General features: G+C 66.1%; 16 protein-coding genes. 5 read left to right on the top strand and 11 right to left on the bottom strand.

From position 1 onward, the window contains the following. Positions 1-16: 16 nt before the first annotated feature. The 5 genes from P2Q66_RS08315 to P2Q66_RS08295 form a co-directional block, all read right to left on the bottom strand. On the bottom strand, positions 17-214 hold the full coding sequence (locus P2Q66_RS08315) for a hypothetical protein (protein WP_115523869.1): 198 nt from the start codon (positions 212-214) through the stop codon (positions 17-19). A 192-nt stretch (positions 215-406) separates the two neighbouring features. Beyond that, complete coding sequence (locus P2Q66_RS08310) at positions 407-589, bottom strand: hypothetical protein (RefSeq protein WP_275727148.1); 183 nt, start codon at positions 587-589, stop codon at positions 407-409. 189 nt (positions 590-778) lie between these two features. Further along, a complete protein-coding gene (locus P2Q66_RS08305; RefSeq protein ID WP_115523870.1) occupies positions 779-1,639 on the bottom strand; it encodes an ABC transporter ATP-binding protein in 861 nt (286 codons plus the stop codon). After that, positions 1,636-2,736 carry an iron ABC transporter permease gene (locus P2Q66_RS08300; protein ID WP_275727143.1) on the bottom strand — a complete coding sequence of 367 codons (1,101 nt, stop codon included), beginning with the start codon at positions 2,734-2,736 and terminating at the stop codon, positions 1,636-1,638. Before P2Q66_RS08300 ends, P2Q66_RS08305 begins: the two co-directional genes overlap by 4 nt. Continuing rightward, positions 2,733-3,809: an iron ABC transporter permease gene (locus P2Q66_RS08295; RefSeq protein WP_275727140.1), complete on the bottom strand. Its 1,077-nt coding sequence runs from the start codon at positions 3,807-3,809 to the stop codon at positions 2,733-2,735. The genes P2Q66_RS08300 and P2Q66_RS08295 overlap by 4 nt, the downstream gene beginning before the upstream one ends. Positions 3,810-3,935: 126 nt before the next feature. Here P2Q66_RS08295 and P2Q66_RS08290 point away from each other — a divergent pair, with 126 nt between their 5' ends. Next, positions 3,936-4,943 (top strand): iron-siderophore ABC transporter substrate-binding protein, encoded by a 1,008-nt coding sequence (locus tag P2Q66_RS08290; protein ID WP_275727138.1) that lies wholly within the window; start codon positions 3,936-3,938, stop codon positions 4,941-4,943. An 8-nt stretch (positions 4,944-4,951) separates the two neighbouring features. Next, complete coding sequence (locus tag P2Q66_RS08285) at positions 4,952-5,869, top strand: siderophore-interacting protein (protein WP_275727137.1); 918 nt, start codon at positions 4,952-4,954, stop codon at positions 5,867-5,869. A gap of 3 nt (positions 5,870-5,872) precedes the next feature. Here P2Q66_RS08285 and P2Q66_RS08280 read toward each other — a convergent pair whose 3' ends face one another. The 5 genes from P2Q66_RS08280 to P2Q66_RS08260 form a co-directional block, all read right to left on the bottom strand. Beyond that, positions 5,873-6,640, bottom strand: coding sequence for a GAF and ANTAR domain-containing protein (locus P2Q66_RS08280; RefSeq protein WP_275727134.1), 768 nt, complete (start codon positions 6,638-6,640; stop codon positions 5,873-5,875). After that, a complete protein-coding gene (locus P2Q66_RS08275; RefSeq protein WP_079595045.1) occupies positions 6,637-6,888 on the bottom strand; it encodes a hypothetical protein in 252 nt (83 codons plus the stop codon). Before P2Q66_RS08275 ends, P2Q66_RS08280 begins: the two co-directional genes overlap by 4 nt. Positions 6,889-6,890: 2 nt before the next feature. Next, on the bottom strand, positions 6,891-7,619 hold the full coding sequence (locus P2Q66_RS08270) for a GAF and ANTAR domain-containing protein (protein WP_275727130.1): 729 nt from the start codon (positions 7,617-7,619) through the stop codon (positions 6,891-6,893). A 184-nt stretch (positions 7,620-7,803) separates the two neighbouring features. Then, positions 7,804-8,139 (bottom strand): hypothetical protein, encoded by a 336-nt coding sequence (locus tag P2Q66_RS08265; protein WP_079595043.1) that lies wholly within the window; start codon positions 8,137-8,139, stop codon positions 7,804-7,806. 9 nt (positions 8,140-8,148) lie between these two features. Then, a complete protein-coding gene (locus P2Q66_RS08260) occupies positions 8,149-8,868 on the bottom strand; it encodes a GAF and ANTAR domain-containing protein (RefSeq protein ID WP_275727129.1) in 720 nt (239 codons plus the stop codon). 71 nt (positions 8,869-8,939) lie between these two features. Between P2Q66_RS08260 and P2Q66_RS08255 the strand changes: the two genes are divergently transcribed. Beyond that, positions 8,940-9,674, top strand: a complete 735-nt coding sequence (locus tag P2Q66_RS08255) for a GAF and ANTAR domain-containing protein (RefSeq protein WP_079595041.1) — start codon at positions 8,940-8,942, stop codon at positions 9,672-9,674. A gap of 26 nt (positions 9,675-9,700) precedes the next feature. On the opposite strand, the gene P2Q66_RS08250 is transcribed toward P2Q66_RS08255, so the two are convergent. Beyond that, positions 9,701-10,438, bottom strand: coding sequence for a Type 1 glutamine amidotransferase-like domain-containing protein (locus tag P2Q66_RS08250; protein WP_275727127.1), 738 nt, complete (start codon positions 10,436-10,438; stop codon positions 9,701-9,703). 54 nt (positions 10,439-10,492) lie between these two features. On the opposite strand from P2Q66_RS08250, the gene P2Q66_RS08245 reads away from it, so the two are divergent. Continuing rightward, complete coding sequence (locus tag P2Q66_RS08245) at positions 10,493-10,825, top strand: metalloregulator ArsR/SmtB family transcription factor (protein WP_275727125.1); 333 nt, start codon at positions 10,493-10,495, stop codon at positions 10,823-10,825. Between the two features lie 14 nt (positions 10,826-10,839). Next, positions 10,840-11,337, top strand: coding sequence for an SRPBCC domain-containing protein (locus tag P2Q66_RS08240; RefSeq protein WP_275727124.1), 498 nt, complete (start codon positions 10,840-10,842; stop codon positions 11,335-11,337). Positions 11,338-11,359: the final 22 nt, after the last annotated feature.

Here is an 11,359-nt window from a genome sequence, read left to right as displayed (position 1 = left end):
AGCAGAGGCTGGCTGCCTAGGCGTTCGCCAGGGCCCGGTCCTCGCCGCGCAGGCTAAGGGTGAAGGTGTTGGGGCCGCTGCAGGTGACGGCGACGCGGCAGGTGGTGGTGTTGTGCCGTGCCGAGAGGTCACTGACTGCGGAGTCGAGCGTGTGGTGGAGAGTGGCCTTGTCCCAGATTTTGAGGGTCACGGAATCAGTGGCATCGAACGTCATTATTCAACTTCCATTTCTTGCGGTCTGGCGGCCCGGGGTGTCCGGCCGTGTCCTCGTCGGTGAGGACAAGCATTTGGGAAAGCGCGTTCCCGTCTTTCCATGGTGCATGGTCGCGAGGGAAGAGTGCAACCCAATTTCGGGCGATGTGACCAAGCACACCGGCGAGGGTTCGCCCGGGGGATTTGGCGGAGGTTAGGCAGCGCCGCTGTTCAGGCTGAGCGTGAAGGTGTTGGGGCCGCTGCAGGTGACAGCGACGCTGCCCTTGGTGGTGTTGTGGCGGGTGGAGAGATCCTCGACGAGCGCATCCAGCGTGTGGTGCATGGTGGAGCGGTCCCAGATCTTGAGCGTCACGGATTCGGCAGCTTCAAACGTCATTGTTCAGTACTTCCTTGTTTCGGTCCGGCCGGGCCGGGGGAATGGCCTGCTCACGCCCTGCGGCATCGGCGGCCCCCAAGGGCAACCGGTGGGCCTCATTGCGTCACCAGGATGGATAGGGCTGGAAGTGTCCAGCCCTGCCCTTCCATGGTGCACAAACCGAAACGGCACTCTCAACCAAATCGCCTTTTATTGCGAGTGAATCGCATCACGTGTGACCAGGGACACGGCGTCGGCCGCCGGGGCCCCTACTGTTCCCAGCGGGATGACGTGCGGGCGGCCCTCCGTGGGTTCCGGCACCACGTGGGCGTCCAGGCCAAACACATCCAGCAGCCGCTCGGAGGTGATGACCTTGGCCGGGGTGCCCTGCGCCACGATGGCACCGTCCTTCATGGCCACGATGTGGTCCGAGTACCGGGCCGCGAGCGAGATGTCGTGGAGCACCATCACCACGGTCCGGTGGTGTTCGCGGTTCAGCCGGCGGACGAGTTCCAGCACGTCAACCTGGTGCGCCAGGTCCAGGTAGGTGGTGGGTTCATCCAGCAGCAGGATTCCCGTCTCCTGGGCCAGGGTCATGGAAATCCAGGCCCGCTGGCGCTGCCCGCCGGAGAGGTCCTCCAGGGGCGTATCGGCGAGGTCCAGGATGTCTGTGGCTTCCAGTGCGGACTCCACCACCAATTCGTCGGAGGCGGAAAACTGCTGGTACCACTTCTGCCGCGGGTGCCGGCCCCGCGAAACGAGGTCCGCCACCGTGAGTCCCGACGGTGCCGTGGGCGTCTGCGGCAGCACGCTGATGCGGGTGGCGATATGGCGGGTGGAATGCTGGCGCAGGGGTGCGCCGTCGAGGAAAACCTCGCCGGACCTGGGGCTGAGCAGCCGGCCCAGGCCCCTCAGCAGCGTTGACTTTCCGCATCCGTTGGGCCCGATGATCGACGTTACCCGGGCATTGGGAATGGTCAGCGAGAGCCCGCTGATGATGTTGCCGCCGTCGTAGCCAAGGCTGAGGTCCTGGGCCCGGAGGCCCTCCTGCTGCTCCAAGGACGTGTTCAACTCAGCCTCCGCTGGTATTTGAGGATCAGGTGGATCAGGAACGGTGCCCCCAGCACGGCCGTGGCCACGCCTACCGGCAAGGGGGCGGCCAGGGCATTGGCGGACAAGGTGTCGGCCAGCAGCACGAAAATCGCGCCCACCAGCGCGGATACTCCCACGGAGGGAATCACCGTGGAGGTCAGGGCCCGGGCAATCCGGGGGCTGGCCAGCGCAACGAACGCCACCGGACCAGCAGTCACCGTGGCCACGGACGCCAGGAGGACGGCGAGCGCCAGGACTATCAGCCGGACGGCACCTATCCGGGTGCCAAGCCCGACGGCGGTGTCCTCGCCCAGGCTGGTCAGCAGCAGCCACCGTCCGGTGGCCATGGCGGCAAGGAGCAGCACGGCAGCGCTGAGCGCCATGGGCTGCACGGTCTCCCAGTCTTTTCCGTTCAGAGAGCCCATCATCCAGGTCAGCGCCTGGGCCGCGCTGGTCACGTCGCCCAAGGTGAGGATCCAGGTGGTCAGGCTCGCGGCGAGTCCGGAGATGCCCAACCCGGCCAACACCAGCCGGTAGCTGTCCAGGCCCCGCCGGTAGGACAGCAGGTACACCGCCACGCCGCTGAGGATGCCCGCGGTGAACGCCGCAGCGGGCATGCCCACGGTCGCCGCTAGGCCGCTGAGCCCAGCGTGGCCCCCGCCGGCAATCACCAGCACGCTGACAGCCCCCAGTGACGCGCCTGCCGTCACCCCCAGCAGGTCCGGGCTCGCGAGGGGATTGCGCGCCACGGTCTGGGTGATGGCTCCTGCAGCAGCGAGGGAGGCACCGACCACGACCGCGGCCACCATCCTGGGGGCGCGGAACTCCGTGACGGCCAGGTGGATCCGCGTATTGGACTCGTCGCCCAGCAGCGCCCTGAGGACGTCCGGGTAGGCCATGGGGGTGCCGCCGAAAGCGATGTGCAGGGCCATGGCCGCCACCGTTGCCAGGATCAGCAGCGAGGCCACCACCATCACGCGGACGTTGAGCCGGATGGATACCGGGCCGATGCGCAGCGCCCTGATTTTTGTGGCACTCGGGCTGGCCTGCAGCCGGGTGCTCTGGAGAACTGTCATAGCGTTGCCAGCCTCCGGCGCCGGGCGAGGTACACAAAGAAAGGTGCTCCCACCACTGCCAGGACCACGGCGACGGACAGTTCGCCGGGCCGGGCAATAATGCGGCCGGCGGTATCGGCGAGGAGCACGACGGTTGCCCCGGTAAAGAGCGAGAGCGGCACCAGCCAGCGGTAGTCCGGCCCGGTGATGGCGCGGGTGATGTGCGGGACCAGCAGTCCGGCGAAGGCGATGGGGCCTGCCAGGGTTACAGCGGTTCCTGCCAGGAGCGTGACAGCGCCGATGCCCACGGCCCGCGCCCGCAGTACTGAAATACCCAGGGAAACAGCGGCGTCCGAGCCCAGCGCAAGGGCGTTCAAGGCCCGGATGTTGAGCAGGGCCAGCACAACGCCGGCCGCGATGAAGGGCCAGACCAGCTCCAGGACCCCGGTCCGTCCCGCCAGCGAACCCACCTGCCAGAACCGCAGGGTGTCCAGGGCCTGGTCATTGAGGAGGACAATTCCTGCCACGAGCCCTGAGCACAGAGCGGTCACGGCCGCTCCGGCCAGGACCAGTGTGACCGGGGTGGCGCCATACCGGGCTGCCGATCCGATCATGAACACCAGGACACTGGCAACGAGTGCCCCGGCGAAGGCCAGCGCCGCCTGGGTCAGGGCTGGAAGGTCGCCGGCCAGGGCGGTGGCAGCCACGATGGCCAGCGCCGCGCCCTGGTTGATGCCGAGCAGGCCGGGGTCCGCTACCGGGTTCCGGGTATGGCCCTGCACCAGGGTTCCTGCCAGGCCCAGGCAGATCCCGGCGCAGATTCCCAGGACTGTGCGGGGCCAACGCAGCTCGCGGACAGTCACGTCCAAGACGTCGCCCGTGGGGGTGAACACCGCGTGCCAGGCCTCCTGGAGGGAAGACGGTTGCCCCCCGATACAGATGCTGAGCACGCAGGCGGCAAACAGTGCCAGCAGGGAAACCAGGAGCCAAACCGGGCGGTTCCGCGGCACCCTCCGCCGTGGGGCCCGCGCGGCCGTCCGTGCCGGATCTGTCCGGGCCACGTCCGGAGACGGCTCTGCGTTCAGGGTTTTCACATGGGACTTTCTATTACGTCACTGGTTTGTGAGCTAATCCGCCAAATCCTGCTACAGTCTACGGCAGGCGCAGGTAAGCCTTACCTAATGCGTCGCATCCCCGCATCGTTTGTGAAGGCATTCCCCGTGAAAATTCCCATTGTCCAGCAGCTCACCGCTGCTGCCGCCGGCCTGGTACTCCTGGCCACCGCGGCCTGCGGCTCCCCGGCCGCCACCACCAGTGACACCACTTCCGCCGCTCCCGAAGCAGCAGGCTTCCCGCTGACCATGGAACACACCATGGGTTCAACCAGCATCGAAACGGTCCCCAAGCGCGTTGTTGCGCTGGACCCGAGCTACATCGATGCTGCCCTGCTGCTCGAGGCCGACCTGGTGGGTTACGTGCAGTACCGGCAGGATCCCAACGCTCCGTTCGCCCCTTACCTCGGCGATGTAGCCGATGCCACCAAGGATTCGGTGAACGTCGGCACCCTGGCCGAGCCCAACCTGGAAAAGATCCTGGAACTGCAGCCGGACCTGATCGTGTCCGCGAAAGTCCGCCACGAGGCCCTGTACTCGCAGCTGTCCAAGATCGCGCCCACGATTTTCTCCGTGAGCACCGGACCCACCTGGAAGGAAAACGTCGTCTTCCTGGGCGAGGCGCTGGGCAAGAAGGCCAAGGCCGAGGAACTGGTCAAGGCCTACGAGGACCGCGCCGCGAAGGTGGGAGCCGAGATCCTGGCCAAGAAGCCGGACGCAACCTACTCCCTCATCCGTTTCACCGGCGGCGACACTGCCCGGCTGTACTCCTCGAACTCCTTCATTGGCGAGATCATGGCGGACATGAACATTCCGCGCCCCAAGGACCAGCCGGACAGCGAGAAGGAGATCTTCGTACCGCTGTCCGCCGAGCAGATCCTCCAGGGCGACGCCGGACTGGTGATGGTCAGCGCCTTCACCCCGGCCGGAGCCGAAGGCGACAAGGCCCGCGCGCAGCAGGAAGCGTTCCAGTCGAACCCGTTGTGGGAGCGGCTCCAGGGCGAGGTCATCAACGTTGACGACGCCACGTTCCTGGCTTCGGTCAGTATTCAGGGCGCCCACGCTGTGATCACTGACCTGGCCAAGCACTACGGCGTGGATCCGCAGCTGCCGTAATGCCCCTAATGGCTGCCGCAACCCTGGTTTCCCGGCACCCCGTGCGGGTGTTCGAGGCCGTGGTGTCGGAAGTGCGGGACCTGAGCCCGCGCTTCCGCCGCATCACGTTCACCGGTCCGGCGCTGCAGGCGTTCGGGGTGCCCGGACCCACCCTGGACCTCCGCATCAAGCTGCTGCTGCCCATCCCCGGCCATGATCTCCAACCGCCGGGCACGCCCAGCGGACTCCTGCAGGCGGGGTGGTACCAGGACTGGCTCCGGCAGGAGCAACCCGGCCGCGGCTCCATCCGCAGCTACACCGTCCGGGCCCTGCGGCATGCGCCTGCGGGTCCGGAACTCGATATCGACTTTGTGCTGCATCAGGGACCCCGCGACCATGCAGGGCCGGGATCGCGGTGGGCGCAGGAGGCGGAGGTCGGCTGCCGGGCGTGGTTTGTGGGACCGGACGCCACTGCGGTGACGCCCGCCACGCCTTTGTCCGAAGCGGGGATCAACTGGAAGCCGGGCAGCGCGGAGCACGTCCTCCTGGCCGGTGACGAAACGGCGGTCCCCGCCATCAGTTCCATCCTCGAAACGCTTCCGCCCCACATCGGTGGGCACGCTTTCCTGGAAGTCCCCGAAGCCGCGGACGTCCTTCCCCTGGCCACACGCAGCGGCGTACGGATCACCTGGCTGGACCGCGACGGCGGTGCGGCACCACGCGGCCTCCGCCTGGAGCAGGCGGTCCACGCCGTCGTCGAACGCAACGGAGGGTGGCGCTCCACGTATGCGTGGGTGGGCGCTGAAGCCGGGACGGTCAGGACCCTTCGCCGCTGCCTGGTGGCTGCCGGCGTGGATCCGAAATCCTCGGAATTCCGGGGCTATTGGAGTTTGGGGAAAGCAGGTTCCGGGGCCAACGGCGTGCCGGTCACAGCTCCGAACTCCTAGCAGTCACACGTCGAAGTGGGTGGAAATCTGTTTCTCCCCGGAGATGGACGCGATCACGGATGCCGCCACGTCGCGGAGCTTGGTGTTTCGTGTGCTGGACGCTTTGGTCAAGATGGCGAACGCTGTGTCCCGGGTGCACCTGTTCTCGGCCATGATGGCGCCCACGGCCATGTCAATCACGGTGCGTGACTGCATTGCCGCGGCCAGATCATTTCTGGCCTCGCTGAGCTGGGTGATGCGCAGGACCAGCCGCAGCGAGCTTGCCGCCTGGTGAGCGAAGGCCTCCACGGTGCCGATGTCGTCACCGGAGAAACCGTTACTGCAGCCTGAATAAAGGTTAAGTACCGCCTCGGCTTCACCGGCAAGGTCCAGGGGCACGGCAAGGATGGACGACACCCCTTTTCCCGCAGCCGCCCGGACGTACGGCGCCCACCGCCGCTCGGCGGTGAGGTCCGGCACCAGTACGGTGGCTTTGCTCCGGAGGGCGGTAAGGCACGGGCCGTCTCCGAATCCGTTTTGCATCTCGTCAAGGGCGTGCGCCACGGCGTCGCTGGACGCAACCGCTTCCGGCCGCTTGTGCCGAAGCACCGTGACGCCGCCGTGGATGCGATTGCCGGGAACGGACAGCCGGGACGCGGCCAGGACGGCCAGTTCAACCAGGAAATCCCGGATGTCAGGGCTTTGCAGGACCATTTCCTGCAGCGTCAGCTCCGTGTCCGCCAAAGACTCTGCGGCCCGTGACCCTTCAGGTGAGATGTGGTGGTCCTTCACTCGGTATCACCTTCCGTCATTTCGGCCATCGCCGTGGTGATGAGCCCAACCTGCGCGGCCGGGAGGTCCAGCGCCTCATTGAGGTACGCGTCCAGGGACACCTCATCGATGTCCCCGCCGATCCCGTAGTAGTACGTCCACAGCTTGACCAGCGGGAGCTCCGTGTCCCGGAAACGTTGCGCTGCTCCCCGCCGCTGTTCCGCGGCGTCATTCAGTTCTTCAGGTCCTCCGGTCCCCTCAGAATACATTCCTACCCTCCATCCAGCCGGGCCGCGGAGAAGCTGCCTCCGTCAACAATGTCGGTCGCAATCTGCTGGATCCTGCGGTTGCTTGACACAGCGGCGAGCTGGAGCAGCTCCAGCGCACCGTCCCGTCCGCCGCGGTGCTGGAGCATGATGAGGGCAATGGCTGCGTCAACTACGGCGCGGGACTTCAGCGCGCTGCGGAGGTGTTCCGGATAGGCCTGCGGCGCGTGCAGCCGGAGGGCCAGGCGGAGGATGCGGGACATCGATGCCGCGTGCGTTTCCAGGAGGCTGACGGTCTCTTCGTCGAATGCGTGGGCCTTCCGGGCGTAGCAGTTCAACGCCGCGCGTGAGGAGCCGTCAGTGCGGATGGGCACGGCAAGCATGGCTTGCACGCCCTCGCTGAGGGCGGCCTGCGCATACTTTCCCCACCGCTGGTCGGTGGCCATGTCCTCAACCAGCACCGCACTCTGCTGCCGGACGGCTGTGAGGCATGGTCCGGCGTCGGCCGCGTACTGCCTCTCGTCCAGCCGCCGGCCCAGTTCACTGCTGCTGGACATCGTGGAGGGGGCGCCGTTGCGCTCTACCGTGATAGTGCAGAACACCGTACGGGTGTCCGCGCCCAGCAATGTTGCGGACATGGTGGCGAGGCCCAGGAGGAAGTCGGAAAATTCGGCGCTCTCGAGCAGCAGGTCCTGATATTCATCGGAGGTAGTCAGTGCATCGCTGCCGGCCATGAGGCCTCGATCCCTAGTTGCGCCTTGCTGTCACCCTGGCTGTCGGCCCCTGCGCTCATTGCATTCCGGCCCGTGTATTCAACCTCCGGATCCTGTTGCTATCCCGAAATTTCCTACTTCCGACACTACGCCCCTGCAGGGGTTTCGGATACGGCAGGAGGAACCCCTCCCGGGCAGCGCGGCTCTATTCGTCTGGCCCAGCGGTACGTCCGTCGGCGCTCCCGCCACTGCGCTCGTCCCGGCTTTCGGAAACCTCGGGCTCAGAGGCGAAATCGTCCGAGTAGGGGGCCCGCGGCCGGGGGAGTTCATCGATCAGTTCGTTGGCGGAGAGGGCCAGCAGGTCACGCTGGACCGGCGGCAGCGAGAGAAGCCCCTGAAGGTATGCCTCCACTTCATACTCGCCGGCGTCTCCGGCCATGCTGAAGTACTTCAGCCAGAGCTCGGACACCGTGATGTCTGCGGCCCGTATTGCTGCACGGAGCCGGCGCCGTTGTTCCGGTTCGTTTGGATCGAAGCCCATGGGCGCCGCCTAGTCCCCGGACGCCGGCGTCCCGGCCAGAACGGATTCGCTGACGTTCTGCAAGGTGGTGCGCTCTTCCCTGGCCTGCTTCATCAGCTGCTGCAGCGCGGCTGTGTGCGGAACACCCAGCCGTTCCATCAGGACGCCGCAGGCGCGGTTCACCACGTCCCTGCTGTGCAGCGATGACTGCAGGCCTTCCGTCATCTTCTTCGGAGCCTCGCTCGCCTGGACGTGCGAGAGCAGCGTTGCAGCCGGGGCAGCGAAGAGCTGGAGCAGGTTCACGCTGGAGGCATCGTAGGTATGAGGGGTTGCCGCATACAGTTTCAGGGCGCCGATGGCTTCCTTGCCGGCCAGGAGCGGAGCACTCACCACAGAATGGATAGGCAGCAGCCTGACCGCATTCCGCCACTCGGGCCACCGCTGGTCGGACTGGACGTCTTCCACCAGCACCGGCTCCTCCGCGGCCCACGCGGTGAGGCACGGGCCCTCGCCGTGTTCGTACTGGGCGGCGTCGGCCTGCTCCACGATTTTGTCCGTGTAGCCGCTGCTGGTGCGGCGGCCACGCGAATCCAGGAGTGAAACACCGGCACCGATGGTTCCTGGCACAGACTCCTTCGCCGCCTGGGCCAGGAGGCGGACCGCCGTCGTCACCTTTTCCTCGGTGAGCAGCAGCCCCTGGATGCGAGCGATCACGGTGCTGAGCTCGTCGAGGGGTAGTTGCTGGGCCATATTCCCAGCATATGCCACCATGTTTTCCCTTACCCGCTGCGGCTGCAGAAGCGCAACAGTAAGATTGCCCCATGTCGAGTTCTGCGGATAACGAGTCTGTGCACCAGCTACAGGAGATCCTGGTGGGCGCGGAGAGCATCGTGGGCTTCCTGGCCGGCCTGTCGGGAATGGCTGCTGCGGCTGTTTCGGAGGCGGCCGATGACCGGATCGAATGTGCCGTCACCCTCAAGCTGAAACGCAGGCCAGCCACAGCAGCGGGCAGCAGTGAACGGGCGGTGGAGCTTGACCATATCGAGCAAAGCATGGGTGATGGCCCCTGCGTAAAGGCGTTGCGCGAGATGTCAGCGGTGATGATCGACGACGTCGCCCAGGATCCACGCTGGCCTGACTATAACCGGGAACTCGCCGAGCGGAACGTGCACAGCACCTTGGGGGTGCCGCTGGAGATAAGCGGCGACGCCAGTGCCGCGCTCAACTTTTTTGCCACCAAGCCCCGGGCTTTCACCGCTGACGTCTATGACAAAGCTGTGGGATTTGCCGCGGCCGCCCACAACACCCTGCACCTCTCCGTCCGGATCAATACTGCCCAGAACCGCGCTGACGACCTTGAGGCGGCACTCGAAAGCAGGACGGCGATCAACCTGGCCTGCGGCGTGATCATGGCCCAGAACCGCTGCTCGCAGGCGGAAGCCATGGAAATCCTCACCAAGGTTTCCAGCAACCGCAACCGGAAGCTGCGCGATGTTGCCCGGGAGCTGATCGAACAATTGACGGGCGGCGGCGTCCAGACGCACTTCGACGCGTAGCAGCAACGGGGGCATGCCGCCGGGCGTCAGGTGGCGCGCAGGACAGCGACGGTGACGGATGCTACCGCGCCGGGTGCCGCGCTGCGGACATCCCAGCAGTTCCCGGTTCCCATCACCTCAAAATCTTCGGCCCCTGCACCGGGCAGGACGAGGGCGGTGTTTTCGTCGATGGCGACGGCCCTGTCCACCAGCCCCGCCGCAACGGCAGCGACGGCCCGGCCCAGCGTTCCTGCCTGGGCGGCATGGACATCCACGGTGAACGGGGCCAGCCGCAGGCCGGTCCGGATGTCGAGGTGGTCCAACCCCTCCGAGCACTCCTCGCCGCATACTTCAGTTCCGTCCACGCGGTACCCGCCGATGAGTGCCCTTCCGGGAGCGACCATGGCCCCGGCGGAAAAACCGAGGTACGGGACACCGCTTGCCACCCGACGCGAAATAGAGGCAGCCGCGGCGTTCAGGCCCTCCATATAGGCGGGCGTCAGTCCACCGCCCACCACCACCGCGTCCACGCCGTCGAAGAGTGCGGGCTCGGCCGGCCCGTCCTGGCCGAGCAGCACCGGCACCACGTTGCAGGCCAGCCGGGCGCGCAATGGTTCCGCGTACTCGGCCAGGCGGCTTTCGGGGTTGCCGCCCCGGTCATGGACAACCACGGCGATCCGGGCAGGTTCCGTCCGCGCAGCGTGGGACACCTCCTGAGCGAACCTGTCAAACACGTCGGGAAAGGCCAGGTGGTCCGGCCCGGCGCCGGCAAGGAAAATGCTCATGGGCTTCAACGTACCCATTGACTCCCACTTCCGCGAGGACTATCGTACAACCAAATGGTTGTAGATCAGCTCCGCGAAACCGAACTTGACCGCCTCTTCCAGGCGTTCGCCGATTCCACCCGCCGGGACATTGTGCGGCGCGTAACGGTCGGCGAATACTCGGTCTCCGGCCTCGCAGCCCTCTACGCCATGAGTTTCGCATCAGTTCAAAAGCACGTGGCGGTGTTGGAGCGCGCATCCCTGGTCACCAAGGAGAAGCGCGGAAGGGAGCAGATTGTGCGGGGTAACCATGAAGGCCTGCAGAAAGCCCGCCGGCTGCTCGATGAGTACGAGGCGATCTGGCGGCAGCGTGTTGACCGGATCGCGGACATTCTGGCTGAAGGATAAGGAAGGGTTCTGCAATGTCGGTTATCAGTTCCACCAAGAATCTTGAGGCACTCAGCTTCACACTCATTGCCGAGTTCGACGCGGACATCCAGCGTGTCTGGCGCCTTTGGGAAGACCCGCGGCAGCTGGAGCGCTGGTGGGGCCCGCCCACCTGGCCGGCCACCTTCGAGGAATTCGACTTCCGTCCGGGCGGGAAGGCCAGCTACTACATGACCGGTCCGGAGGGCGAAAAAGCCCGTGGCTGGTGGCGCTTCAGCACTGTCGAAAGCCCCAAGAGGCTGGCGTTTGACGATGGATTTGCCGATGACAACGGCCAGCCCGTGGATTCCATGGGAACCACACACGCCTCCGTCAACCTCGAAGGCACAGGCGACCGCACCAGGATGACCATCCTCTCCACCTTCGAATCCGAGGAGCAGATGGAACAGATGGTCCAGATGGGCATGGAAGAAGGCATGAAAGAGGCCGTCGGCCAGATCGACGCCATCCTCGCCGAACACGCCAACGCCTGAGGCTGCCGGCCACACCATAAGG

Origin of the sequence: Arthrobacter sp. Cr_A7 (assembly GCF_029222765.1) — a bacterium.
GTDB lineage: Bacteria > Actinomycetota > Actinomycetes > Actinomycetales > Micrococcaceae > Arthrobacter.
This window is presented reverse-complemented; position numbering and strand designations above follow the sequence as displayed.

Excerpts from the sequence above, each read along its gene's own strand:
- P2Q66_RS08315 (WP_115523869.1), bottom strand. The coding sequence starts at position 214 with ATGACGTTCGATGCCACTGATTCCGTGACCCTCAAAATCTGGGACAAG.
- P2Q66_RS08310 (WP_275727148.1), bottom strand. The coding sequence starts at position 589 with ATGACGTTTGAAGCTGCCGAATCCGTGACGCTCAAGATCTGGGACCGC.
- P2Q66_RS08300 (WP_275727143.1), bottom strand. The coding sequence starts at position 2,736 with ATGACAGTTCTCCAGAGCACCCGGCTGCAGGCCAGCCCGAGTGCCACA.
- P2Q66_RS08285 (WP_275727137.1), top strand. The coding sequence starts at position 4,952 with ATGGCTGCCGCAACCCTGGTTTCCCGGCACCCCGTGCGGGTGTTCGAG.
- P2Q66_RS08275 (WP_079595045.1), bottom strand. The coding sequence starts at position 6,888 with ATGTATTCTGAGGGGACCGGAGGACCTGAAGAACTGAATGACGCCGCG.
- P2Q66_RS08270 (WP_275727130.1), bottom strand. The coding sequence starts at position 7,619 with ATGGCCGGCAGCGATGCACTGACTACCTCCGATGAATATCAGGACCTG.
- P2Q66_RS08265 (WP_079595043.1), bottom strand. The coding sequence starts at position 8,139 with ATGGGCTTCGATCCAAACGAACCGGAACAACGGCGCCGGCTCCGTGCA.
- P2Q66_RS08260 (WP_275727129.1), bottom strand. The coding sequence starts at position 8,868 with ATGGCCCAGCAACTACCCCTCGACGAGCTCAGCACCGTGATCGCTCGC.
- P2Q66_RS08255 (WP_079595041.1), top strand. The coding sequence starts at position 8,940 with ATGTCGAGTTCTGCGGATAACGAGTCTGTGCACCAGCTACAGGAGATC.
- P2Q66_RS08250 (WP_275727127.1), bottom strand. The coding sequence starts at position 10,438 with ATGAGCATTTTCCTTGCCGGCGCCGGGCCGGACCACCTGGCCTTTCCC.
- P2Q66_RS08245 (WP_275727125.1), top strand. The coding sequence starts at position 10,493 with ATGGTTGTAGATCAGCTCCGCGAAACCGAACTTGACCGCCTCTTCCAG.
- P2Q66_RS08240 (WP_275727124.1), top strand. The coding sequence starts at position 10,840 with ATGTCGGTTATCAGTTCCACCAAGAATCTTGAGGCACTCAGCTTCACA.